This is a genomic window from Shewanella scandinavica, from assembly GCF_031932065.1.
Lineage (GTDB): Bacteria > Pseudomonadota > Gammaproteobacteria > Enterobacterales > Shewanellaceae > Shewanella > Shewanella baltica.
Map to the genome: position 1 here is coordinate 1 of NZ_JAUOES010000005.1, position 25,416 is coordinate 25,416.

The 25,416-nt window shown below is 46.9% G+C and carries 25 protein-coding genes; 7 read left to right on the forward strand and 18 right to left on the reverse strand.

The features are described 5' to 3' along the window. A partial coding sequence (locus Q4Q50_RS05130) for a hypothetical protein (RefSeq protein ID WP_311898686.1) occupies positions 1-200 on the forward strand: 200 nt, incomplete at its 5' end. Positions 201-484: 284 nt separating this feature from the next. On the opposite strand, the gene Q4Q50_RS05135 is transcribed toward Q4Q50_RS05130, so the two are convergent. The 5 genes from Q4Q50_RS05135 to Q4Q50_RS05155 all read right to left on the reverse strand — a co-directional run bounded on the left by Q4Q50_RS05135 (position 485) and on the right by Q4Q50_RS05155 (position 7,670). After that, positions 485-1,567 (reverse strand): DUF3137 domain-containing protein, encoded by a 1,083-nt coding sequence (locus Q4Q50_RS05135; RefSeq protein WP_311898688.1) that lies wholly within the window; start codon positions 1,565-1,567, stop codon positions 485-487. A 482-nt stretch (positions 1,568-2,049) separates the two neighbouring features. Continuing rightward, the gene (gene phoU / locus Q4Q50_RS05140; protein ID WP_011846414.1) at positions 2,050-2,760 is read right to left on the reverse strand and encodes a phosphate signaling complex protein PhoU; all 711 of its coding nucleotides are present in this window, start codon (positions 2,758-2,760) and stop codon (positions 2,050-2,052) included. 81 nt (positions 2,761-2,841) lie between these two features. Continuing rightward, on the reverse strand, positions 2,842-3,660 hold the full coding sequence (gene pstB, locus Q4Q50_RS05145; RefSeq protein WP_106650092.1) for a phosphate ABC transporter ATP-binding protein PstB: 819 nt from the start codon (positions 3,658-3,660) through the stop codon (positions 2,842-2,844). Between the two features lie 33 nt (positions 3,661-3,693). Beyond that, positions 3,694-5,352, reverse strand: coding sequence for a phosphate ABC transporter permease PstA (pstA, locus tag Q4Q50_RS05150; RefSeq protein ID WP_311898689.1), 1,659 nt, complete (start codon positions 5,350-5,352; stop codon positions 3,694-3,696). A 59-nt stretch (positions 5,353-5,411) separates the two neighbouring features. Further along, the gene (locus Q4Q50_RS05155) at positions 5,412-7,670 is read right to left on the reverse strand and encodes an ABC transporter permease subunit (protein ID WP_261273808.1); all 2,259 of its coding nucleotides are present in this window, start codon (positions 7,668-7,670) and stop codon (positions 5,412-5,414) included. 200 nt (positions 7,671-7,870) lie between these two features. On the opposite strand from Q4Q50_RS05155, the gene Q4Q50_RS05160 reads away from it, so the two are divergent. Beyond that, positions 7,871-8,371: a glycine cleavage system transcriptional repressor gene (locus Q4Q50_RS05160; protein WP_311898692.1), complete on the forward strand. Its 501-nt coding sequence runs from the start codon at positions 7,871-7,873 to the stop codon at positions 8,369-8,371. Between the two features lie 128 nt (positions 8,372-8,499). Here Q4Q50_RS05160 and Q4Q50_RS05165 read toward each other — a convergent pair whose 3' ends face one another. Together Q4Q50_RS05165 and Q4Q50_RS05170 are read right to left on the reverse strand one after the other, a co-directional pair. Then, positions 8,500-9,387 (reverse strand): DMT family transporter, encoded by an 888-nt coding sequence (locus Q4Q50_RS05165; protein WP_311898693.1) that lies wholly within the window; start codon positions 9,385-9,387, stop codon positions 8,500-8,502. A gap of 100 nt (positions 9,388-9,487) precedes the next feature. Further along, the gene (locus Q4Q50_RS05170; RefSeq protein ID WP_311898695.1) at positions 9,488-10,642 is read right to left on the reverse strand and encodes an alpha/beta hydrolase; all 1,155 of its coding nucleotides are present in this window, start codon (positions 10,640-10,642) and stop codon (positions 9,488-9,490) included. Positions 10,643-10,899: 257 nt separating this feature from the next. On the opposite strand from Q4Q50_RS05170, the gene Q4Q50_RS05175 reads away from it, so the two are divergent. Together Q4Q50_RS05175 and Q4Q50_RS05180 are read left to right on the forward strand one after the other, a co-directional pair. Then, a complete protein-coding gene (locus Q4Q50_RS05175) occupies positions 10,900-11,721 on the forward strand; it encodes a DUF2797 domain-containing protein (protein WP_311898697.1) in 822 nt (273 codons plus the stop codon). Between the two features lie 229 nt (positions 11,722-11,950). Next, positions 11,951-12,520, forward strand: a complete 570-nt coding sequence (locus Q4Q50_RS05180) for a hypothetical protein (protein WP_311898699.1) — start codon at positions 11,951-11,953, stop codon at positions 12,518-12,520. A gap of 112 nt (positions 12,521-12,632) precedes the next feature. On the opposite strand, the gene Q4Q50_RS05185 is transcribed toward Q4Q50_RS05180, so the two are convergent. Both Q4Q50_RS05185 and Q4Q50_RS05190 read right to left on the reverse strand, forming a co-directional pair. Beyond that, complete coding sequence (locus tag Q4Q50_RS05185) at positions 12,633-13,028, reverse strand: VOC family protein (protein WP_261273805.1); 396 nt, start codon at positions 13,026-13,028, stop codon at positions 12,633-12,635. A 158-nt stretch (positions 13,029-13,186) separates the two neighbouring features. Beyond that, positions 13,187-13,789: a DUF4136 domain-containing protein gene (locus Q4Q50_RS05190; RefSeq protein ID WP_220777320.1), complete on the reverse strand. Its 603-nt coding sequence runs from the start codon at positions 13,787-13,789 to the stop codon at positions 13,187-13,189. Positions 13,790-14,091: 302 nt separating this feature from the next. On the opposite strand from Q4Q50_RS05190, the gene Q4Q50_RS05195 reads away from it, so the two are divergent. The 3 genes from Q4Q50_RS05195 (at position 14,092) to Q4Q50_RS05205 (ending at position 16,684) form a co-directional block, all read left to right on the forward strand. After that, on the forward strand, positions 14,092-14,685 hold the full coding sequence (locus tag Q4Q50_RS05195; protein WP_012088771.1) for a LysE family translocator: 594 nt from the start codon (positions 14,092-14,094) through the stop codon (positions 14,683-14,685). 27 nt (positions 14,686-14,712) lie between these two features. After that, a complete protein-coding gene (locus tag Q4Q50_RS05200; RefSeq protein WP_259563268.1) occupies positions 14,713-15,264 on the forward strand; it encodes a DUF1415 domain-containing protein in 552 nt (183 codons plus the stop codon). Between the two features lie 418 nt (positions 15,265-15,682). Then, entirely contained in the window at positions 15,683-16,684 is a 1,002-nt protein-coding gene (locus Q4Q50_RS05205) for a hypothetical protein (RefSeq protein WP_259563267.1), read from the forward strand. Between the two features lie 19 nt (positions 16,685-16,703). Here the strand turns inward: Q4Q50_RS05205 and Q4Q50_RS05210 are convergent, their stop codons facing one another. The 9 genes from Q4Q50_RS05210 to Q4Q50_RS05250 form a co-directional block, all read right to left on the reverse strand. After that, complete coding sequence (locus Q4Q50_RS05210) at positions 16,704-18,227, reverse strand: winged helix-turn-helix domain-containing protein (protein WP_311898700.1); 1,524 nt, start codon at positions 18,225-18,227, stop codon at positions 16,704-16,706. Positions 18,228-18,704: 477 nt separating this feature from the next. Beyond that, positions 18,705-19,232 (reverse strand): DUF4303 domain-containing protein, encoded by a 528-nt coding sequence (locus tag Q4Q50_RS05215; protein ID WP_311898702.1) that lies wholly within the window; start codon positions 19,230-19,232, stop codon positions 18,705-18,707. 121 nt (positions 19,233-19,353) lie between these two features. Then, positions 19,354-19,710, reverse strand: a complete 357-nt coding sequence (locus tag Q4Q50_RS05220) for an NTF2 fold immunity protein (protein ID WP_311898842.1) — start codon at positions 19,708-19,710, stop codon at positions 19,354-19,356. After that, positions 19,643-19,786, reverse strand: coding sequence for a hypothetical protein (locus tag Q4Q50_RS05225; protein WP_261273799.1), 144 nt, complete (start codon positions 19,784-19,786; stop codon positions 19,643-19,645). The genes Q4Q50_RS05220 and Q4Q50_RS05225 overlap by 68 nt, the downstream gene beginning before the upstream one ends. A 185-nt stretch (positions 19,787-19,971) precedes the next feature. Next, entirely contained in the window at positions 19,972-21,258 is a 1,287-nt protein-coding gene (locus tag Q4Q50_RS05230) for an acetyl-CoA hydrolase/transferase family protein (protein WP_311898703.1), read from the reverse strand. 169 nt (positions 21,259-21,427) lie between these two features. Next, positions 21,428-22,549, reverse strand: a complete 1,122-nt coding sequence (locus Q4Q50_RS05235) for an ABC transporter permease (protein WP_006081051.1) — start codon at positions 22,547-22,549, stop codon at positions 21,428-21,430. Continuing rightward, positions 22,539-23,495, reverse strand: coding sequence for an ABC transporter ATP-binding protein (locus Q4Q50_RS05240; RefSeq protein WP_311898705.1), 957 nt, complete (start codon positions 23,493-23,495; stop codon positions 22,539-22,541). The genes Q4Q50_RS05235 and Q4Q50_RS05240 overlap by 11 nt, the downstream gene beginning before the upstream one ends. Beyond that, complete coding sequence (locus Q4Q50_RS05245; protein WP_311898706.1) at positions 23,492-24,631, reverse strand: HlyD family secretion protein; 1,140 nt, start codon at positions 24,629-24,631, stop codon at positions 23,492-23,494. The genes Q4Q50_RS05240 and Q4Q50_RS05245 overlap by 4 nt, the downstream gene beginning before the upstream one ends. Continuing rightward, positions 24,628-25,329: a TetR/AcrR family transcriptional regulator gene (locus tag Q4Q50_RS05250; RefSeq protein WP_311898708.1), complete on the reverse strand. Its 702-nt coding sequence runs from the start codon at positions 25,327-25,329 to the stop codon at positions 24,628-24,630. Before Q4Q50_RS05250 ends, Q4Q50_RS05245 begins: the two co-directional genes overlap by 4 nt. Positions 25,330-25,416 lie beyond the last annotated feature (87 nt).

Sequence of the window (25,416 nt, forward strand, 5' to 3'; positions counted from 1 at the left end):
CGTTTAAGAGGGATTCATGCCGCGTGGCATTTTTTGTAAGCGATGAGTTTTATGGTGAAGGTCGTCTGCGGAAAGTTGATTTAGGCGGCATTCACCCCTTAACGCGGCGTTACCCCATAGAAATATTAATCCGAAACCAACTGATTAGAGTAAAAAATCTAACGCGTTTTTGTCCCAAAGCGTGCTGTTTATTTCTTTAAAACTTACTGACTACGTCAATGCTAGAAAGGTGAGTCATGGTGATTAGCGAGACGACCGTCCGCCCCATGGACGGGGCGGTCGTGCAATGCAGGGATGCATGAGAACGACCATGGCTCTCGTTCATAAGCTCAGAAACCCTAGGTTTCTATTCACCGCGTCGGTGAGTGAATGCCATGGCAAGCCTTGATGTGTGGAGACCAGCAAACGCTAAACTCCAAAAAACTAACGTCTTATTATAAAACTGAAAATTGTGCTAACAGTGCAGAAGAAAGAACTGCTCAAGTTAACCCGCTAGCGTCTTAATCCTCTCAAGTGTCTGCTGTGTCGCCAGATTTTGCGCTGCAAGATAATCCAATTTTAGCTGTTTGATGATGCCAGTAATCAAAACTAACTCCTGCTGTAACTGCGGAATTTTCGACATATCATGGGTGGGTAAATTGATGTCGACGGTATCAAATAAATTGCCAAAATAGCTCGCCATAATCAGCACTTTATTGGCTTTAAATTCGATACTCAGCCCCGACCCGCGCGCCGTTTTACGGAATAACTGTTCGAGTTCGACGAGGCGCTCCATTACAGCGGGAGACAATAGATATCGCGCATAATGTTGGTCGTGGGAATACACTTCAAACATCGCCTCAAAGGTCACGCTTTCGAGTTTCACTCTGGGTTTCTTTATGCCTGCCATAGTATTACCAAGGGAGCCATAATCTTGGCTGACGACGGTATGGGATTCAAAGCTAAAGGGCATCGTCATGATCACGACCCCGCCCTTAAATTGGATCTTGTCTGACTTGCTGCCACGGGATTTTAAGGTTAATTCGCAAAATTCGAAGCTGATATCCTCTACCTTGCCGCGAATATGATCCTCTGATTGTTGCTTGCTAAAACGGGGCATAAGTTCGAAATCAGCCACTGAATCAAGGTTGACACAGGAGTCGGGGCTATAACGGTAGTCCCCTAGTTTTTTGAGTAAAACAGGCAATATTTTATATTTATAATGGCGCTTATATTGTATTTCAGGCATCTGAACCCACACCAAAATACCGGCGATGACGATCAGGCTCAAAATGGTTGGGTCATGGTTAGAGGCTAACGAGATTAAATCAAAGGCCAGTGCGGGCAGGCACACTAGCCAACCTAGACGCTTCGCCCATTTTTTACGGGAGAGTTTAGTTTCAAGCTTTTCAATTCGATAGGCTTCTAACGGCGCTAATAGCTGCAATAGCTCGGCTTTAGCGTTCTCGGACAGTGGCGGTAATTCAGCGCGGGGGAAATCAGCGGGTAAATTCGCTTCAGAAATATGATTTCGAATACTTTTAAGGGCTTCGAAACCTTGCTTTAAAGAGTACAATAATGGGCTCATCAACTTATCCATGTTATCGCCGACACAGCGCCCATTCCGTCGCGCTGCGAACCCCAAACCTTAACGGTAACAAATAGGGGTGGCGGTTAAATTCTGAGGTTAACGTGCTGTGATATCAATCCCACAGCTAAACACAAAAACGCTAGCACTTAGGCTTCGACTGCTTTCACTATCTAGGTCTACCGCCCTTTTCCAGCAGCTAAAGCTTGTTGCAAGCATCAGATTAAACAAAGGTTAATTTATTGTAAACACAAAAATGACCTTCTTTATTCGCGGTACTGATCCAGAATGCCAGTTAACAATCTAATTTAGCTATCCAACTTAGCTATCCAATTTCACAATCCATAGCCCAAAATCCTAGCTCGCTTCTTTATCTCACTATCCTAATCAACGGTCCTAGCTCAGCATCCTAAAAGCAAAACGCTCCACAGAGACTGCGGAGCGTTGTATTGAGGCATTACAACAGCAGATTAATGCGTGTGTTAGCTTTTCATGTCCTTTTCCATATCTTCGTAGGAAGTATGGCGAACGTCTTTGCCTTTCACGTAGTAGATGATGTATTCACAGATATTTTTACAACGGTCGCCAACACGTTCAACCGCACGCGCTGCCCACAGTACGTCTAAGACGTCTGGGATAGAACGCGGATCTTCCATCATATAGGTCATTAACTGGCGGATAATGCCTTCGTATTCACGGTCAAGCTTAGCATCTTCTTTGTGCAGCTCTAACGCAGTATCGGCATCCATACGGGCCAAAGCATCTAAGGTCGCGTGCAACATACGAGTCGCGTGACGGCCCATATTTTCAATGCTAACCAGTAAAGGTTGTTGATTATTCAAACGCTTATCTAACGCAGCTTTAGCGATACGCACACAGGCATCACCAATACGCTCAAGATCGGCGATGGTTTTTGAGATGGCAATAATCAGGCGTAAATCGCTGGCCGCAGGTTGACGCTTGGCGATAATGCGCGTGCACTCTTCGTCGATAGACACTTCCATGCCATTAACCTTGTGATCGCCCTCGATAACACGCTGCGCGAGTTCAGCATCCAGTGCGCTGAGCGCGTCAATGGCTTGCTCAAGCTGACGTTCAACCAAACCACCCATAGCGAGTACGCGGTTACGGATATCATCCAGCTCAGCGGTAAACTGTCCTGAGATGTGCTTACTTAAATTCATGTTTTCCATTTAGCCAACCTTTTACTTAACTGTTTACCAAGCATGCTCAAAGCCTGCGGTTGCGGCTTTATCCGATAGCGACCGAGCTAATTAACCGTAACGTCCTGTGATGTAATCTTCGGTCTTACGTTTTTTCGGCGTGGTGAAAATCGTGTTGGTATCCGCGTATTCGACCAATTCACCCATATACATAAAGGCTGTTTGATCCGACACCCGCGCCGCCTGTTGCATGTTGTGAGTCACAATAACCACAGTGTATTTCGTCTTAAGTTCGGTGATCAGCTCTTCAATCGTCAATGTCGAAATCGGGTCGAGTGCCGATGTGGGTTCATCGAGTAACAACACTTCAGGCTCGATGGCAATGGCACGGGCAATTACCAGACGTTGTTGCTGACCGCCAGATAAACCAAAAGCGTTATCGTGTAATCTGTCTTTTACTTCATCCCAAATCGCCGCGCCGCGCAGCGAACGCTCGGCCGCTTCGTCGAGTTCACGACGGTTATTCAACCCTTGCAATCTCAAACCATAAACGACGTTTTCATAAATCGACTTAGGAAACGGGTTCGGGCGCTGGAACACCATACCCACGTTACGGCGCAGGGCCGCAACGTCGATTTTCTTGTCGTAAATATTCTGACCGTGCAGCAAAATTTCACCGTCGATATGGCAGTTATCCACCAAGTCGTTCATGCGATTAATACAGCGCAATAATGTTGACTTACCACAACCACTAGGGCCGATAAAGGCGGTCACTTGTTTTTTGGGGATCTTCATCGATACATTAAACAGCGCTTGTTTACTGCCATAGCGCAAATCTAAGTTACGGATCTCCAACGCTGTGTCAGTCTGGCTTAAGTTCGCTAAATCAAAATTGTTGGTTTTCATTGCTGTCGAATCTATAGAAATCATATTCAGTCCTAATACTTTCAGGATAATCGCTGATTAGTGCTCAAGCGAACGATATTTTTCACGTAAATGGTTACGTACGCCAATGGCCGTCAAGTTAAGTGCCACAATCACAGACACCAGCAAGAAGGAAGTCGCATACACCAGAGGACGTGCCGCTTCAACGTTAGGGCTCTGGAAGCCCACATCATAAATATGGAAGCCTAAGTGCATGAACTTACGTTCTAAATGCACAAACGGGAAGTTAAAGTCCAGTGGTAATGTGGGTGCGAGTTTCACTACACCCACCAACATCAATGGGGCCACTTCACCGGCGGCGCGGGCGACCGCTAAAATCAAACCCGTCATGATAGCTGGGCTCGCCATTGGGATCACAATGCGCCACAGTGTCTCAGCTTTCGTGGCGCCCAGTGCCAAACTACCCTGACGCACCGCGCTCGGAATACGGCTCAAACCTTCTTCGGTTGAGACGATAACCACAGGCAAGGTCAAAATGGCTAAGGTTAATGCCGACCAAATCACCCCAGGTGAACCAAAGGTCGGTGACGGTAACGCTTCAGGGTAAAACAATTGGTCGATAGAGCCGCCCATCATGTAGACGAAGAAACCTAAACCAAACACGCCATACACAATTGATGGCACACCTGCTAAGTTAATCACCGCAATGCGGATCATCTTAGTAATCGGGCCTTTCTTCGCATATTCATGCAGATACACAGCCGCGACCACACCAAATGGCGTCACAATAACGGCCATTAGCAGCACCATAAAAACGGTACCAAAAATCGCGGGGAACACGCCGCCTTCAGTGTTGGCTTCACGCGGGTCGTCACTCACAAAACGGCCGATACCGACGAACCATTTACCAATTTTACCGATTAGGCTTAAGTGGTTCACATAAGTCACATCCAGCACTGTATCTAGCTTAAGCTCGACTTCTTCACCGCGCATATCACGCACGATTACAGAATCTCGCGCCGCGTCATCACGCAGGGTAAATAACTCTTTTTCAAGCACTAAGTAATCTTTTTGCAGTTGCGCTCGCTTGGCCACTAAGTCAGCTTTATTGCTGTCGGTCAGTTCGCCATCAAGCTCGTAACGACGCTCCTGTAAACGCAGCTTTTCAATGGCGTAGTTAATCGAGCCAATGTCTTGCTTCTGCAAATCTACCGCTTTGTCCGATAAGGCCACAGCGCGGTCGATATGCTCCATTAAGGAGGATTCAATCGCATCGTTAACTAAATCCAGACGCTTGCCATTTTCAATCACAGCGATTGGATAACCGTAGAAGTTACCGTTTTTAGCCCGCTCAATCATGGCAACATCGCTTGGCGTAGAACGGCTCAGAATGTCAGTGCTTAATATCCAGCGGAAATCCAGCCCCACAAATTCGCGGTTACCTGTCTTCACTAAGTAACGGGTGACGAACTCGCCAGGATGCTCTTTAAACACATGGCCCGCAGCAATCAAACGCTCAGTCGGGACTTCTTCCCTATCGTAAACTTCCCCAATTAAAGTCGAACGTACCCCAGTGTTATCTTCGAGTTCCCACTGGTAAACCGTTGCTGGCCAAAAGTAACTTAAGCCACGCCAAGCGATTAACAGTAATAAGCCTAAGACGGCAATCAAACTGATGCTCACCGCACCGCCCGTCATCCATATCCATGGCGAGCCTGATTTTACCCACTTACCCATTGCACAAACCTCTCAAGGTCACTGGCGAAATTGTATTTAGTGTCATTGTCTTATCCCCGTTACAGCGAGCTATAGCGTTCACGTAGACGCTGTCTCACCACTTCTGCAATGGTGTTAAAGAAGAATGTAAAGATGAATAGTACGAACGCCGCGAGGAAGAGCACGCGGTAATGCGAGCTACCGATTGCCGACTCAGGCATTTCAACCGCAATGTTTGCTGCCAAGGTTCGCATCCCTTCAAACACGCTCCATTCCATAATGGCGGTGTTACCGGTTGCCATCAGTACGATCATTGTCTCGCCCACAGCGCGGCCTAGGCCCATCATGATGGCCGAGAAAATACCTGGACTTGCGGTCAACAACACCACGCGTGTCAGTGTCTGCCAAGGCGTCGCACCTAAGGCTAAACTGCCGTTCGATAAATGACGTGGCACAGAGAAAATCGCATCTTCCGCGATAGAAAAAATCGTTGGAATAACCGCAAAGCCCATGGCGATACCGACTACCAGCGCGTTACGTTGGTCGAAGGTAATGCCCAGTTCATTCGTAATAAATTGACGGGTATTACCATCAAACAGCGCCACTTCGATGATAGGGCTGATGGCAAAAGAGAACCAACCCACGAAACAGACCACAGGGATCAACATCAGCTCTTGGTACACTTCGGGTAAACGTTGTTTCCAAGCTGCAGGTAACTGACTCCAGCCATAGGCCGATGCGAGAATCGAGGTTGGCAAGAGGATCAATAAGATCAGGATGCCGGGAAGATGTTCTTCGATCAGCGGCGCTAACCACAGACCCGCCAAGAAACCTAAGATAACCGTCGGTAAGGCTTCCATGATTTCGATGGTCGGTTTAACGAAACCGCGCACCTTAGGCGACATAAAGTAAGCAGTGTAAATCGCACCGGCAATGGCTAAAGGCACGGCAAACAACATGGCATAAAATGCCGCTTTCATCGTACCGTAGGCCAATGGCATTAAGCTCAGCTTAGCTTCGAAATCGTCAGAACCCGAGGTTGATTGCCACACGTATTTAGGCTCTGGATAACCTTCGTACCACACCTTGTCCCACATAGCGCTCCATGACACTTCTGGGTGAGAGTTTTCCACACTGAAGATATGCAGCTTTTTGTCCGCCTCAACGACTATGCCGTTTGAGCGTGGGGTAAAACCCATTTTACCGGGGTTTTTAAGGTCAAATTTTTCGTCAAACAGTTCACGATGACTCGTGGTGTAGAGCAAAGTCAGCTCGCCCTCAGGGCTCACAGTAGCAAAACTCTTACGGTAGAATTCAGAGGTAAGTGACTCGATAGGCGGTAAGTCATCAAACTGGCGGATTTCTTGATATAAACGCCCTTTTGGACCACTGACTTGGAAGTACTGGGCCACAATACCTGTGTCGTAGCTGACCAGTAACGAACTCGCGCCCGCCAGCAAAGCCACGTTATTCACTTGAGCTTTAGCACGTTCAACATCAATCACCTGCAGCAGATCTAAGCTGTCAGTATCACGGATGTCGTACACAAAGATTTTATTGCCAGTTTGCAACATCAATTGACGTTGATCTGGCGTCATCAGCTCATGGGAGACTTTCTTCGGAGCATCTTGAATTTGTGACGTCGTAGACACCCACTCCACTTCTTCAGTCATCATGTTCTCTTGCCCTTCGAGGCGAGTCAGGCGCCAAACGCCGCTCTCATCTTGATAGGCAAAGCTCATTTTGTCTGAACTGTAGGTGAAGGTCAGTTTATGAATCGCACTGCCCGTTTCATCGACTGTAATTGGGGTTTCGCCTGCGGGATAACGCAGTTTAGGCGTGATTAAGCGCTTGTTGTTTGGATAACTTAAACCAAACTCTAGGCCAGCCACTAGGACCTGACCATTACTTAATCCCAGCGCAAAACGCTGTTCGCTCGGCACGGCAACGGCGGCACTGGTCACAGTCACGCCCGCTGGCAACGGCGGTGTAAAGCTAGAAAGTAGGCTACCGTCGGCAACGGTATAGAAGTCCACTTGGCCATCAACGGCCACACGGTACATCACCTCATTTTGTTCTTCAGCGCCCACCATTAAAGTAGGTACATCCGCGTGTTGATAGCTCACCGTCTTAACCGGCGTAACATCAGCACTATCGAAAATGGGTTTAATCACATACAACAGATAAAAGAAGATCAACAATAAGGCGACAAACACCATAGTGCCGCCGATAGTGACGCCGATTTGCGCCGCTTTATCCTTAAATGCCCTGCGATTCGAGCGTCCGCCTTTAAGCATACTGTGCGATGCAGAACCAGGTTGAGTGACCTGACTTTCCATTAAGAACCTCTATTATTAATAGCCAGCGAGTTTTTTCGCTAGGATTTGCCGAGTGCTATGCTTACACTGTTTGAACGTAAACTGAGCAATAACAACATCCTTTATTCTAAGTGCGTTGGATTATATGACGCAAAGATGACAGTTGTGTTACACCCCGTTTTAAAACAGGTGCCTTTTACAAAAAATAGGAGTCAGTCACTATGCTACGATATTTGATCACACTACAAGCATCTGATAGAAAAGGATTAGTAGAACAAATCGCCCATGCGGTGAGCCGTCACGGCGGCAACTGGCTCGACTCGGAATTGCGCCATATCGACGGTATCTTTGCCGCTATTCTGTTACTTGAAGTGCCTTCACTGCGTATGGACGAGCTCATTGAGGCGCTGGAGTGCATCGATAGCCTCACCCTCACCTACGCCAAAACCTCGGTCGCCCTTAAACCCATCAAACGCTTAAGCTACAACCTAGTGGCCTATGACAGACCCGGACTCGTGCTCGATATCTCAAATAAGATCAACGCCCTTGGCATCAATATCGAGCAGTTTAGTAGCCAATATGAAACCGCTGGCCACACAGGTATCGCCCTGTTTCGGGCAACTATCGGCCTTGGACTCACAGATCTCGCCCAAGAAGATCAACTAGTAGCATCCCTCTATGCCCTGGGTGATGATCTCGTGCTCGATAGATTAAGCCGTTAACCTTTACGACGAGCGAACGCTTTGCACGCCCACACATTTAGAGCGTGCATTTACAGGCAGCGCTTAAAAAGGTTTTAAAATGCATAAAATAGAAACGCCGCTAAGCAGATGCCAGCGGCGTTTTTTGTTTAAGTCACTTTTTGATGCCGAGATTTGACTAGGTAACGTAGCGGCACTTGGGAGATCAACATCCCCAATAACATCAAGCCACAGCCGAATAATGCCCGCACACTCAAACTCTCATCGAGGAAAATAATGCCGCCAATGGCCGCAAATACCGTTTCTAAACTGAGGATAATCGCTGCATGGGCAGGATGCGCATTTTTCTGTGCCAACACTTGCAAGGTATAAGCAATCCCTACCGAAATCAGCCCAGCATAGAAAAGTGAACCCCAAGCCGCCATCACACCATCGAGCGTGGTGACTTCAATCACCGCCGACACAATCAAACTCAGCACGCCGCAGACAAAAAACTGCATCATGGCTAACACCACGGGCGAAATCCGCTTGGCAAAATGATCCACCGCCAAAATGTGCAATGCCCAAAACAAGGCGCCCACCAACTGCAAGGCATCGCCATAACCTATGCTCATGCCATCTTTAACGCTTAAAAAATACAAACCGACCGCGGCAATCGCGCAGCCAAGCCAAGTATTCAAGCCGGTCGTATGTTTTAGCGCTAACCCAAGCACAGGCACTAACACTATATATAGACCAGTGATAAAACCCGCGTTCGCTGCTGTGGTGTATTGCAAACCGACCTGTTGAAATGACGCGCCCGCAAACAGTAAAACCCCGACCAGCAAACTGCCGCGCACTAAATCCTTTGGCGCACTCACATGCAGCTTATTTTGCCGACGCAAGTACCACACCAATGGGATTAAGCTAAACGTCCCCATTAAAAAGCGAATACCATTAAACGCAAAGGGGGAAAGATGTTCCATACCTAAGGTTTGGGCGACAAATCCAAAGCCCCAAATCGCGGCGGCAAGCAGTAATAACAGGTTGGCAGGCAAGATAAATTCTCAGCGAACAAAAAGATCACAAGATTACCTAGCCGCGTGAGACTTGTCCAAACATGTTGCAACTTTGTAGTTAACCCCTCTCTTGGAGCGGTTACTTTTTCGCTCGCAACTGCATGCGCTTAGCTTGACTGAGGATCTCATTTAAAAACACTGAATCCGTTTGTTTTGCCAATAGCACGGCTTTGTCGGAGGCTTTTATCGCCTGTTCAAGCTGCCCATCCAGATCATAGGCGGTCGCTAAACTGTCCCATAACACCTCTGAATAGGGGAACACCCGCGTCCCCTCTGCGAGAATTTCAACGCCCCAAGCCGTTTTTTGTTCATAAGTCGCTTTGAGTCCATAAACATTATATTGCTGAGCAAAGAGTGGAAATTCATAGCCAAACTCAGCGCTCTTTTGTCGATAGAAGTGTTTTAGGTCCTTGAGTGGCATAACGGCAATTTCAGGCACAGCATTCCAACCAGCAAAAAGGGTCTTTAACGCCTCAATATTGCCAACAAGCGGTGTACTGTCGTGGGTTTCATCGGGGAAGTGTTTGTAAAACCAATGCAGTGGCTTTGATGTGTTACCCGTTGAGTTTGTACCTAAGCCGTCTTGCAACTGCTTAATTTGCGCCGCAAATGCGCTCGCCATTTCATTGGGTTCACTTGCCATACTCAAAAACCAGCGCAGTGGTTTCGCACGCTTAGCTGGTAATAACTCGGCCGACTTAAGCACTAGCCAATCACTGTCCCACCATAAACTGGGACTGATTGAAATCACCGCATCAAATTGGCTATTTGGCGTCATAGCCACATAACTCGTAAACAGCCCAGCGAAGGAGTGACCCGTGAGTATTTGATAATCTGAGGTGCGGTATTTTTTGCCTAATGTACTGAGCAGCTCTTGCTCTAAAAATTGCCTGAACTGTTCAGCACCACCGGAGCTGTCTTTAAATTTATCGATTTGAGTCGGCGTGAAATACTTCATCCGTTGATCCGAACTCACGCCAACGGTGATCATTTCCGGAATAATGGCATAAGTACTTAAAAAACCAACATTCGCCGCCACATGCTCAAATTGGGTAGAGCCATCTAGTACGATTAATACCGGATAGTTAAAGTCGTTGGAATGCGCATAGGTATCTGGCAAATGGATTTGTAAGTTGATGTCATCATTCAAGATTTTTGAATGAATTACCGTCTTATCCGTCTGTGCGAAGACAGCCGTTGAAAAGAAAAACATCAGCACTAAAACCAACCGCATAAGTACACCTCCATTTGTAATGCTGGGTAACTTACTGGTTTTCATCATAAGACTCAAATCATTACCCTCAAAAAGTCTGATTAAGATGATGGAGTTGAGTACAGTTTACAAAGACTCACTTATCGAAAAATCCTATCTAAACTGGCTTGGATAATCTTGTATACTGACGGCCACGCAATGACGATATAACGAAAGCGTGCACTAGACCGCATGATGAGCGACTAAGCTGCACCAGAACGCAACACATTAGGATTACCATGTTAGGAACGCTAAAGAAGATGCGCGTACAGTTAGATGACGCGCAACAAGTGCAATATCAACTCGTTGTCGGTGATGAGTTACTCCCGCTCAATCCATTGATAGGCAAGCAATTAACCTTGACCCACACGGGCAACATCTTCTGCTGCAACTGCGGTAAAAAGAGCAAGAAGAGTTACTCGCAGGGCCACTGTTTTGTCTGTATGCAAAAGTTGGCGAGTTGCGATATGTGCATCATGAAGCCGGAAACTTGTCATTACGACCAAGGCACTTGCCGCGAACCAGAGTGGGCCCAGAGCCACTGTTTTGTGCCGCATTATGTATATCTGTCGAATACTTCGGGCGTTAAAGTCGGCATTACCCGCCACACTCAACTGCCCACCCGTTGGATTGACCAAGGTGCCACCCAAGGTTTGCCGATTTTTAAAGTGTCAACAAGGCAACTCTCAGGCTTAGTAGAAGTAGAATTGGCCAAACTGGTGAACGATAAAACCCATTGGCAAGCGATGCTCAAGGGCCACGCCGATGATATCGATTTAAATGCTAAAGCTGCAGAACTTATCCCGCAAATTGAGGCTAAGTTGCACGAAATCGGCATGCAAAAAGGCGATTACAGTATCGAGCGTTTAGATGAAACGATTCAGTCAATTCACTATCCCATCGACACCTTTCCGAAAAAGATCACTTCCCACAACTTCGATAAAAATGAGGTGGTAAGCGGGATTTTACAGGGGATTAAAGGTCAGTATCTGATCTTCGATACCGGTGTGATTAACATTCGTAAATTCACTGCCTATGAAGTGAGCGTGGAGCTAATATAACTTCATTTTTATTCAATTCAGTGTGTTGCTATCTGTCATGGTTATCAACACACTGATAGCGAAACCTCGGCATGCTCATGCTGAAGCATTGAAACTGTGCCAGAGCATAGGTTAATTGATTGCCGCCGTCTCGTTATTACCCCGAGGAACTCGAGCCTTGCCTCCGTATGGATGAAAGTGGCGCTTGGCTTCCCCAAAGTAAAAAACATCTTTATATGGAATATTTTTGATGAAACAAGGACCTCAACATTTTATCCGTCGCTGTGCATTCCAACAAAAATTACGTAGTAAGCAATCTGGAATATTTTTGCTCTTGATAATCCCGCTGATAATAGCAAGCGGTCCTTGGAAGGAACTGACTGCATCGCTTTCGACAGAACCATGGGATATAGGATTTACTATTGTTGTCGTTTTAGCCGTTGTGGTGGCATTTTTCTTCGTCTTCATGATCATTTCTGAATCGATAAGACTAGGCAAAGCCGCTAAAAATGAACAAAGGAAATTAGCCGAAGCGGGGCCAGATGGCTATTACATTGATATCTATCAAGAAGGCCTCATTTTTCATGTTTACGATGCCGAATTTCATCTTTTTGAGATGAAGCAGCAGTTTGTCCCTTTGGATGAGATTGCCAGTACAAAATACTCAAAACGCAGAGGCATACGTAGCTTCACGATCAACTTTGCCCACATTTCCGGCCAAGTGTCGTTCACGCCTAGGGAAATAAATGTGGATGATTTTGATTTTATAAAGGAATTTCTTGAGACTCATATTTCCAACCGAGGGAATAAGCCAGCTTAAGATAGGCTGGTTAATTAAACATAGGCGCGCTGCCTTGCGTACAGCTTAGGTCTCACGCAATGCGCGCTATTATTGGACAAGCTTGGTTTAGAGGAATGTGCAAGAGGATGCACTAACCTTGCGCTTCCATATGAACAAGTTCCCAGATATGCCCATCGGGATCTTCAAACGCATGGCCATACATAAATCCTTGCTCTTGCGCTTGACGATAGGCTTTGCCATCATGCTGCTCGGCAAGCTTAACCAAGTGATCGACACGCTCTCGACTGTCGCAGTCTAGGCAATTGAGCACTTCTGTCGTGGTATGAGCATCCGCAATCACCTTATCGGTAAAACCAGAGAAAAAAGGCTTAGCCAGCAGCATCACATAAATATTGTCCGCAATGACGACGCAGGCAGCCTGCTCATTGCTGTATTGCTCATTGATGCCAAAACCAAGACCTGAGTAGAAAGCGCGTGAATCCTGAACGCTCTCGACTGCCAAATTAACAAAGATACTTTGCGCCATAATAATCTCCCTTTATAAGTGCTAACCGGACGTCAGACTAAGTCCTATAAACAGGACGGTAAATCGTCCTGTTTATGCTTGTTACAGCCTAAACTATGATCACTAAAAGAATAAAGCGAGTATCTCACTCGCCTTATGATTGCGCCTAGTTGACGGCATTATTGCACCGCATGGGTGACGGGCAGCGCTGACAACATTTCATCGATTAAACCATCGAAGCGGGTTTTGACTTCATCCATATCTTTAATGTTGGCAAAGCCTTGGGCAAGGACTCGCCATACCATTTCAGAAGATTGCCCCACGATCGCTGTCGGCTTAAAAAGGCTAATGAGTACTGAACCCTTATCGTATTTTTTAGGATCCACACCTTGGTTTGACAGACCCGGCACTAAGCCTGCAGCGGCCAATATCTGCTCGTCAGACATTTGTGTACCCATGGCAACCCCAAAACCTACTTGGAAGTCAGCGAGTTGCGTATCTTCTACCCAGCGATACCCTTTCGTCAGTAGCACCTTTTTAAGGGTATCCTGCATATGTTGCTGGACTTGCTGTTTATCGAGCCTAGGATCAACAAAGATTTTCTGTAAAGTGGGATGCCAACTGTAGGTCATGGCGCTCGGCGGTAATTGGCTCAAATCTCCCGAAGTCACGACTGTGGTTCGCAACACCTGCGAATCCTCCACACTCACACAGGCCGTCAACACGGCCAAACTGATGGTTAAAAGCGTCAATAAACGCCCAATTTTCTGTGGTAAATACATGATCTTTCCCTTATTGCGATTTTTACAGCTTAAGGATAGTTGCTATTTCTCAGACTGAAAGTCTATATGCATCATGGTGTTAAATCGTGCTTATCGACAAGGACTACGGTAAGACAATCACCCCGGTCCAATTCGTTATGATTTGTTACTTATAAAGCCCACCCTGCGTATAGGCGCGGTTCCGTTTACCCGCTAGAATGCTTCGCTTAACGTCAGTGATAGTCATACTTCGGCACGTAAATTCGAGGTAGATTTCCCTATCATAATGCCAAAAACGACAACAAAAGGTGTGAGATCTATCCATGGAGTTAATACTCGCTATCGCGCTATTCGCCTTCTCATCGGGGATCACCCCAGGGCCGAACAACATTATGCTGATGACCTCAGGGGTTAACTTTGGCGTGAAACGCAGTATTCCGCATCTGCTGGGAATAAGCCTTGGCTTCCCAACTATGATCCTCGCGATCGGCTTGGGCTTAAGCGCGCTCTTCCAAAGCTATCCTATCATCCATCAAGTGATTAAAGTCGTCGGTATAGGTTACCTTTTGTATCTGTCTTGGCTAATCGCCAACAGCAGTAGCAAGATGGAAGGCAAAGCCATTGCCAAACCCTTTAGTTTTATTCAAGCCGCAGCGTTTCAATGGGTGAATCCTAAGGGCTGGATCATGGCGGTGGGCGCAATTGCAACATTCACGTCAGTGCAGCAAGATTTAACTCCGCAAGTGATTACTATCGCAACGGTATTTTTATGTGTCGCCTTCCCCTGCGCCATTGTGTGGCTCGGTTTTGGCGTTGCCCTTAAGCGCATTTTAAAAAATGAGCGCCAACAGAAGATCTTCAATATCACTATGGCAGTCTTGCTTGTGGCGTCTATCATCCCTATGATCGCCCCCTAATTTTTGTCAGCACGAGCCACGACCACCATGAACGAAATCGACATGATCATTGAACAAACCGACAACTGGGTCAAAAAAGTGATCATGAAATACAATATTTGCCCCTTCGCCAGACAAGAAGTCGAGCGCGGCAGTATTCGGTATCTGGTGGTGGAACAAACCAAAGTCAAACTCGTGCTTAAGGCATTGATTGAAGAGTGCCAATACCTCGACGCCCACCCAGAAGCCGAAACCACGCTGTTTATTCTGCCCCGAGGTTTTGAGGGCTTTTATGCCTATCTCGACCTCGTCGACATGGCAACCGATACGCTTATCGAACACGAGTACGAAGGCACATATCAACTCGCCACCTTCCACCCAGACTATTGTTTCGATGGCGAACCACAGGACGGGGCAGCCAACTTCACCAACCGCGCGCCCTACCCAACCCTGCACATCATCCGCGAAGCCAGCATGGAGCTCGCTCTCGCCAGTTACACAGATCCCGAAACCATCCCAGAACGTAACATTGCCTTTTGCGAACGCAAAGGCAGCGACTTTTTTGTTAAGTTGTTAGCAGAGTGCATGGGGAAATCCTAGCGCAAATTGCTGGTCTCACGCTTTCAGGCATTCCACAATATTAACCTTACGCTTCGAACTATAGCTTCATTGCTATTGGATAAATGCTGCAATTGCTATCGATAAGCCAAGCTAATGAGGCGCAGTCAATCCAGTGACTCGCCATAAAAATGCTGCTATGAGCGTGATTGCGGCATCCGTTGTATAGAGAAGTATCGATATCACGAGCACATCATTGCAAAATCACGCCTGTTCAAAAATTAATTTTTACTATTAAAAATCAATAAATTAAATAAAAATTAAGATTAAATTATTATTTAATTCACTTTTGTTTTTTGACCTCCTTTATACCGATACCTAAATTACGCCGCAGTTGTAACGGTTGTCGTTACTTAATTTAAGTTAAGGCTAGCTTAGCCATTATTGTTAAGGGTGTTTTATGTTGCGTTGTGTATTACTCGTTGCTGCGTTAAGTTCAGTGTTGATGGGATGTGGTGGTTCAAGCACAGACAACAGTACAAAACCCAAGCCCGATGAGAATGGCGGCACTAAAGCCAAAAGTAGATATGCTGAAGGGATCTATTTGCTCAGCTTGGCACAAGACGAAGGCGATTTTATTCGTGGTAACGACGGTTATAGCCAATATGTAGGTGTTGGCTTTGCACTCGACCTCTATCCTTCTCAGCAAGAGTTGCAAGCCAGTGTAAAGCAAGTCGGAAAAACTACAGCAGACTGGTATAACATCAATGCAAAAGCAAACCAATTAAGCGCATTTGACAATAATATCAAAGTTAACTTTTGTAGCCGCGATGGACTAGGTAAGTGCACTATCGAGCAATCCAGTATTGAGCGTGGCGATACTTGGTTAACTCCGCTATCGAATGCTCATAGAGCACAATTGCAAGCCAATCAATTTGCCGACAATATCGAACCGCTGTTCACCGATAAAGGATTTACGATGCGTGTTAACGATAACCCACAGTTATCGGCACTATTAATCCAAGTCAAAGCAAGACCTTTAACCGCGGCATTGATGACAAGCTTACTGCCAAGTCAGTGGGAAACGCCCTCTGCTTATGGCAGTCCACTAGACTATGATATGTACAAGTTTACCCGTGATGGTTCAGCTCCCGTGCAATTGACTGCATCAATGACTGATGCGCAAGGTAATCCACAATGTATCGCAGTGGGGGCGGTAAGTGCAAAGCAGGGACTTATTATGCATTTTGATTTAAAAATCAATGATTCAGAAAGTGTACCTTGTCAGCAATACCTACAACAACAAGGTGCGAGTGCAGAGTTAGTGCGTGCAATTATTTCTAATCAAACTATCAAGATAGGCTTTATTGAGGATGCCAAAGGCGCGGATATTATGGCCATCAATCACCTTGCTGGTGCCCATCCAGTCGGTGGTGCAGGGTTACTGACAAAGCAGCATTAATTAGAGTTTAAAGGTCGCTTCATTGCGACCTTTTTGCAGAGGCTTTAGGAAGATATGGGGCGGCTGTATCACAATAATTAGCAAACATTGCCCAAGAATGGATGTCAGCGGTAAGCGCTTTGTCTTGGAATAACACGCCCCACACACCTAAACATTGACTCGTGAGTTTCTCGCGGGACAACTGCTCAAAAACCGTTTTTGACGGTACGACTAAAGACAAAGAGACCAATGATTTAAGGTAGTAATAACGGAAAAGTTCAGGTTTATCATCTTTAAGGGCAATATTTGACAACACTAAATAAATAAATGCGTTGTCGATTTGATTATTGAAGTGCCCCTTCAACAAGCGTTCACGTGCGCGTTTATGATTTCCAATTCTAAAATCAAGCAGACCAAGCCAAATTTCAGTTTCTTCACTCGGGAAAGGAAACAACTTGTCGATACGATTGAGCCAAGTTTGTATTTGATCAGACTTGAGCTCTGGGTCAAGCAACAGTCGTCTGGCAAGATAATTGGCCTGAAACATACTGGGGTTATCAGCATCTAGCTGTTGCGCTAAAGTTTGATTGATAAAGGTATGAGTTTGCTCTGTATTGGCAGAGGCTATGACTGGCAACTTAAAATAATCAATCAAATCATCAGTGATCTTTTGTATACCTTGGTCGAGTGAGCCAGTAGAGAGAATATACTCACCGCGATACGTTTGCTTTTCGCTGCTGTGATACACCAACTCAACCCGTGCAGTAAGCTGATCGGATGTAGGAGCTTTGTCGAGTCGTAAATTAAGTTTGTAGTCCGAAAATAAGGTGTTGCCATCGCCAGGCCAATATTCATTGTCATTGAGCGGGCTTAAAAAATAGGTTGGATCATCCTGATTGAGCACATTGATATAGGGGTAAGCAACGAGTTGCGAAAGTAGCGCGGTTTTGATCGCTGTAACATAAGGACTAGCAGCACTATTGGTGACATGAATTCGGTTTAGCACCAATTCAACCACAGCAATCGTGATATGAGCATCCTGTCGTGTTGTTGCGGTGAGCGGATTAACAGGCGCAATTATGGGTGATTTTTGCGACTGTTGATAGATAAAAAAGCCCGCTATCATCAGCAGACTCATATAAACCAAATGGATCATTCTCTTTGATTGAACAGGTTTCGATGGTGCAATCAGATCAGCAGCGGTGTCGATTAGAGTAACTCGCGTCGCATTGAGGTAGTAACCCTTTTTGGGATAAGTCACTAATAATTTTGTTGCATCCAGTTCAGGCGAGCTCTCTTTAAAAATGGCACGTAGCGTACTAATTCGATTAGTCAGGACATTTTTAGAAATATAATTGCTCTGCCAAACCCGACTGATAATGTCTTCTGCCGCAATCGGGGTACCTGTTTGCTGTAAAAAGACTTCAAGCAGTTCTATGCTTCGAGGCTCTAATTCAATTTCTTGAGCATTTTTGCTCAATTGGCGAGAGGCAGGATCATATACAAGTTCATCGATTGCGATGGTACATTGACGGGCTTTTGCTTGGGCTAATATATCAGCCATAAATCAGGTACCTATCGTATTTTGGTGTTGATGGATGCGAGGTGATAAAAGTTGTCGAAGCACATGCCCCTCAAGGTGCAACGCCTACATCAAGTATGTCTTCTCAGGATGCGATACATTGATGCCATTCTCCAATCGATTTGTTTACTAAGCGAGATTTAATATCAAACATAAAAACCTATAATATCAATAAAATACAAAACCATCTCGAAGTAACCACGAAGAAAACGCGGTATTTTCACCATGAAGAGTGTAGTAGTCAACTAAATTTAATAAAGCTGCGGGGCTATTTTGTATAGCTTAGGTAGATTGAAATGCCCTCGCAATACCCAATTAACCTATGTTGAATAGATTTAAGTGATGATTGTTAACCGTGTAGGGCTTGAACAAAGTCATCGGAGAATCTGTGCAATTGGATATCATGACCGACGAATAAAAGCATAAGATATTGATTTTAATTTTTTTTAAATTTAATAACTATAAAAATCTATCAGCCAGCATATCAGCAACATCTTCATCATGGTCGATACTAAAGGCCATAAAACCATCGATTTTAGGGATCGCTTGATAGACTTCAGTTTGGGTAAACTGCACTAGGCATTCGTTAAACACTGCGCGTATTTGCCGTGCTATCTCCTCCCACTCACTAAAGTCATCCTCGGGTAAGCTCTGTTGAATCGTCTGCAACTCATCCTCTGAAAGCAGGTAACATGTACTAAAACATTGATACTCCCAGTCACCTGTATTGAATTTAAGTTCTTGAATGGCCTCAGGGCTTTGGTATGACTCAGCCCATTTCCCAGACTGGTAATAGGCTAATCGCTGCTGAAAATCTGCCTCTGTATTAAAACAAAGATTTAATTCTGCGTATTCGGCATGGGTGTCAAAAGCAAAGGCATAAAAGGTTTTATCTGGATGAGCTAATAAAAATTGCTCAACCTCAACCGTTGTAAACCGCAATATCTCGGCTTTGATTCGAGCAATAAGAGCATTATCTAAAGTCATAAAGATGTTCCATTTACACAATATTTTTGAGTATGAGTGTATCAGTCCAATCAACCGACATTACCCAACTCAATAATTTTAATGATTTTTTACTGATTCCAAATATTCGAATAAAGCTGAATTAAAGAATTTGTATGCTCCATTTCTCATTACCATAGCGACGGTTTTTATAGCTATCGATACGCCATTCATCGGCTTTTTTGAGAGCAATAAACAAATACTCATCTTCGAAGTTAGTGCTGGTTTTAATATAGATTTCGGCTCTGCTTTTATTTTTTAAAGTGACTTGCACCTCAAGAGGATGATCGCAACCATTAAATTTTGAAGGAAACCCGAAGGAATTACGCACTTTTCCGCCGTAAACGCGCTGTTTTTCGGTGCAAAAATCGTCAAATAACGGCGCTAATTGCTCATTCAGCCACTGGCAATTCCTGCCGTAGCTTATCTTCTTCGGCAGTTCTTTCGGTATAGAGGGTATTTTCGATACTGTTCCAGCGCGTACAAAAAGATAACACCCTCTCTGTTAAATATGCTTTTAATTCAATTTCATCCATTTAAATCATTGACGCCTTTCTTTATAAGTCTGTCGGTCAAACCCGCCGAGAGTTTATACCATATCGGGACAGACGAATGACTCTTTTCCGCGATTCAACGACGTATTAAAACCAACCCTTTACGCTCAAACGAGCTTGCACCACTGCAAACTCGGCAGCAAGCCATAACACCAAGATTTACAAGTCTATAGATTTAATCCCCACACATCGAAGGCATCACGACTCAGTTGCTCCCTAAAATTGGGGTGAGCGATGGCGATCAACGCTTGTGCCCGTTCGCGCAATGAACGACCGCGTAGATTGGCAGCGCCGTATTCGGTCACAATATAATGCACATGGGCCCGAGTGGTAACGACACCCGCGCCGGGTGATAACACGCTTGCGATGCGAGAAATTGTGCCGCCCGCAGCCGTGCTGGGCAGCGCAATTACAGAGCGCCCACCTTCGGATAACCCTGCACCGCGGATGAAATCCATCTGGCCGCCGACGCCGGAATAGATTTTAGTGCCAATCGAATCGGCGCACACTTGGCCAGAAAGGTCGACCTGCAGCGCCGAGTTAATTGCCATTACATTAGGGTTTTTACGGATAATGGACGTGTCGTTGACTTGCTCTATGTCCATAAAGATAACCGCAGGATTATCATCAACATAGTCGTATAACTTTTGACTCCCCAGGGCAAAACCTGTGACTAATTTCCCCGGATAAAATCGCTTCTTGCTGTTGTTAATCACGCCCTTTTCAACCAGTTGTAATATGCCGTCAGAAAATAGCTCAGTGTGAACGCCCAAATCCTTATGGTCGGTTAAGCAAGATAAAACAGCATCGGGGATTGCGCCTATGCCCATCTGCAGGCAATCGCCATCGCGTACCAATTGGGCGACATTTTTGCCAATCGCCAGACTCACGGCATCGCCCGTACCAAAAGAATGGATCGGCAAGGCCGCACTTTCTTCATACACAGCGGCAAAACGGTCGATATGGATAAACCCATCGCCGTGGGTGCGTGGCATTTGTGGATTAATATGGGCGATGATCTTGCCCGCCACTTGACAGGCCGCAAGCGTGGCTTCGACCGAGATCCCTAAGGAACACATGCCGTGCTTATCGGGCGGCGATACTTGGATAATCGCAGTATCAATTTTTTGCTCGCCGGAGCGAAACAACTTAGGCACTTCAGACAGGAAAATCGGCACATAATCCGCATCACCACTTTGCAATAATGCCCGCGTTGGCAGCCCACCGAAAAAACATCGATGGCGTAAATGCCCCTGTAAACTGGGATGGCTTAAGGATTCGGCGCCTTCAGTATGTAACTGTAACAGGGTGAGATTTTCTTTGGTGAGTGCATGCTGCGCCAACGCATCTAATAAAATGCGCGGAGTGGCGCCCATGGAATGAGTCCACAGCGTCTCGCCGCTTTGAATTAAAGCAACCGCATCGAGCGCGCTATGACAAATGATTGGAGGCATAATGAATTCCCTTCGCTAAGCATGATGGCGGCAATCGCCCTAGCGGCAGTGTAAGGGATATCCTAATTAAGCAATATCGATTTCAATGGCTTAGCGCGACTGTTTATCTATAGTTTGCGCTATATCAAAACTCGGCACTTTGCTCTTAGCAAAAATGCCGAGCACAGGGCTAATCCAAGCGCTTCGAGAATCTCATGCTGGCGATAAATAGCCCGATACAGGTAAAACCTATCATCCACAGGGCATCAAATTGCAGATCCATCACTTGGGCATCGCGTAGCACTATGGCCCGTGACATGCGCATAAAATGGGTTGCGGGTAAGGCTTCGGCAATCCACTGCGCCGCGATGGGCATGGCTTCGTAGGGGAACATAAACCCCGACAATAGAATCGATGGCAGCAGGATAAATACCGTCATTTGCATCGATTGCAACTGGGTTTTCGCTATGGTCGAAATCACTAATCCTAAAGTTAAACTGGCGCAAATGAACAACATAGCGGCAAGGGCGATGGAGTCGATTCCGCCACGAATCGGCACATCAAACAACAAATGCCCTGCGCTCAGGATAATGGTCACTTGCACAAAACCGACGATCACATAGGGCACGATTTTACCCAGCATCAACTCCAGCGGCCGCACTGGCGTAGTGATCAAAAACTCCATATTGCCCTGCTCGCGCTCGCGCACTATGGCGGCGGAGGTGAACATCACCATGGTCATAGTCAAAATCACGCCCAGCAGGCCGGGCACGATATTGACTACAGAGCGTTGCTCGGGATTAAAATATTGCACCACTTCAAAACTCGGCATCACGGTTTTTTGCGCTCTCCCTGCGACTTCATCCAGCGGCATTTGCCTAAGGCTACGAATGGTTGAGGCGACAACCGTATCAGAACCGTCCACCAGCCATTGCCCGACGGGCTGAGCTAAATATTGCTGACCCGCAAAGCTTGGGTGACGCACTAAGCGCTCATCGAGATCGGCGGGCAAATAAAGCACAGCTTTAACTTCGCCGCGAGTGATCGCCGCCTCTGCCTCGGCCGCACTTAAATAACGCTGTTTAAAATCCACCACCTGCGTCGCTTCCACCGCCTGCACCAATGAGCGGCTGTAGGCAGAATCGCTCAAATTTACCAGCCCCGCGGGCAGATGGCGCGCATCGGTATTGATGGCATAACCAAACAACATCAATTGCACCAGCGGGATCATGACTATCATGCCAAAGGTCATACGATCCCGTGATAATTGCCGCAGCTCTTTGACGACAATTGCAAAAATTCTACGCCACATGGTCAGTTGCTCCCTTGGACACCCCAGCCAAACGCTCGCCGGTGCAAGTGACAAACACATCTTCTAGGCTAGCGCGCACTTCTTCCATCGTCCGGCTGGCAACCCGAGGTTTAAGCCAAGCGAGCGGATCTTCAATATCGCTGCGCACTAACACCCGTAAACGACTGCCGATTTGCGCCGCCGACAATACCGCGGACTCGCTGATCAATGATTGTTTTAAATTGCGTAAATCATCCCCTGAAATTTCAACCACCCGAGCGCCCATCGCCGCCATCAGCTGCTGGGGTGAACCGTCGGCGCGTTTTATCCCCCGCTCTAAAATCGCCAGACCGTGGCAACGCTCGGCTTCATCCATATAGTGAGTCGACACAAGAATCGTGGTGCCTTTGGCACAGAGATCGAATAAGCGCTCCCAAAACTCGCGCCGATTCTCGGGATCGACCGCTGAAGTCGGCTCATCGAGAAACAGCAATTCAGGGTGATGCAAGGTCGCCGCCGCTAAGGCCAAACGCTGTTTCTGGCCGCCACTCATTGAGCCTGCCATTTGTTTTTCCCGGCCGACTAAATCGTACAGCGTGACTAACTCGGCTATCCGCAGCTTTGAGGCTCGGCGGTTCAAACCATAAATTTGCGCGACAAATTCTAAGTTTTCCCGCACCGAAAGATTGTCGTACAGGGAGAATTTTTGCGTCATATAGCCGATGCGGCGACGCAGTTTTTCCTCGGCGCCGGGTAAGGTTTCACCCAAGACGCGGATTTCCCCCGCCGTTGGGCTCAACAGCCCAGTCAACATGCGGATTGATGTGGATTTTCCGCAGCCATTGGGGCCAAGAAACCCATAAATGGTCCCCTTGGGAATGGCGAGGTCGAGGTTTTCCACCGCATTGACGCCGCCAAAGGCGCGGGTCATGCCTTGGGTCTCGATAGCAAAATCGGCGTGGCTCATGGCTGTTTCACTTTTTGTTGCACTTTTGGCTGCACATCGATTTCCACAGCTAATGCCATGCCCGTCGGCAAATCCTGTCCCTCGGCAGAAATCGTAATATCTGTCAGATACATCAACCGTGCTCGGTCACGCTCATTAAGCGCATAAAACGGTGTGTAAGCGGGTTGACTGCGGATATTGCGCACTGTGCCAGTAATCGGTATCTCGCGGCCATCCACAAGAATATTGACGCTATCACCGGCCTTCACTCTGTCTAACCAAGTCGCGGGCAGATAAACCCGCACATAGGGATCCTCACTCGCCAGCAAACCAATCAACTGAGTACCCGCCGCAATGCGATCGCCTACACGCCAAGGTAGCGTATCGACAACGGCGTCACGCGCCGCCACTAAGCTCAAGTCGGCTAAGGCTTTTTTTTCGATGGCGACACTGGCGCTGGCGGCGGCCACCGCGGCTTTGGCTTGTTCTAGCTGCTCACTACGGGTGCCATTTTCTAGTAGGCGCAGGCTTTGCTCCGCCTCGGCTTGCTTGGCTAAACTGGTATCCCGCGCCGCACGGGCGGTATCTAAATCCGCTTGGCTCAGCACTTTGGTGGCATACAAACGGTTGGTACGCTCAAAGGCTCGCTGCGCTTCCTTCACGCTGGCATTTGCCCCATCGAGCACGGCCTTGGCGCGTTCTATATCCTCTAAACGCGCACCAGTCACCGCCTCAGAAAGTTTAGCCTTGGCCTGTTCAAGCTCGGCTTGACGCAGGGCAAGGCGCGCATTGGCCGAGGTCGAATCGAGTGTTAGTAGCACTTCGCCCGCCTTAACCTGCTGACCTTCAACCACATTTACCTGAGTAATCAACTCACCCACGGGCGCGGTCAGTGTCAGCCTGTCACGCTCGACTGTGCCAAGGACGCTAGGCGACTCTTTGCTGCAAGCCGCTAACTGCAGCAGCAAACAGCCTAAAACGACACCTGTCGCGACTCTTTTAATTAACGCGGTTTGATTAGTTAACTTATTGTTTCTTAACTTGCTGCTACTTAAACTGTTGTTACTTAAACTTTTGTTACTTGAGTTGTTTTTACTGAAACGATTGCGACTAAAATCTTGGTCATTCAACATAGTCAAACCTTTCGTTGAGCTCATGACTGGCTCCTTGGTTCACATAACAGTCCCTGCGTAAAAACCTGCATATTGTGCAGAGCTAAGCGCTGCAAAAGCGCAGCATCAGCATCAAAAAAGCCGAACTGACGCATTAATACGGGCGGGGCAATAAGCGGAAATACCATAAGACTCACAAAACTTAGCCGTGCTAAATCGGGGTCGACGCCCTCTTTTAATAATCCCGAATTAACTAACGTGGATTCGAGCCATTGCCGCGACAGAGTTAACACTTGCTCAAATACAGACAAGATAATTCGATAGGGTTCCGAGCCATCGCCCTCCTGCAATACCCGTATAATCAGCCGTGGCAAGCCAGGGTTGGGCGCCATAACGCGATAGTAGGTCTGCATGATTTCGCCGACATTATTCGGCGCCTCAGCTGCAGATATTTCGCGTAAGCGGGTTAATACGGGCTCAAGGGTTTCCCGCACCATTTGTTCGAACAAACCCGCTTTCGAACCAAAATAGTAACGGATAAGTGCAGCATCGACCTCGGCTTCGCGGGCGATTTCACGGGTAGACACAGTAGGATAACTGCGATGACTAAAGAGACTTAAGGCAGCGCTTATTAAGCGTTGACGCGCGTCTGAGTTTCCCTTCGGACGACCGAGAATGGGCGGCGATTCAGGTTGGGTGCTAAATGGAACGACGCCCCTAGGACGACCGGGAATAAGCGACATGGCAGGCTCCAGCAAAATTCATCTATTGATGAATATACTGAAACGCCGCGTAAAAAGGCAGCAGTTAAATTCCTCATTTTCATTGGT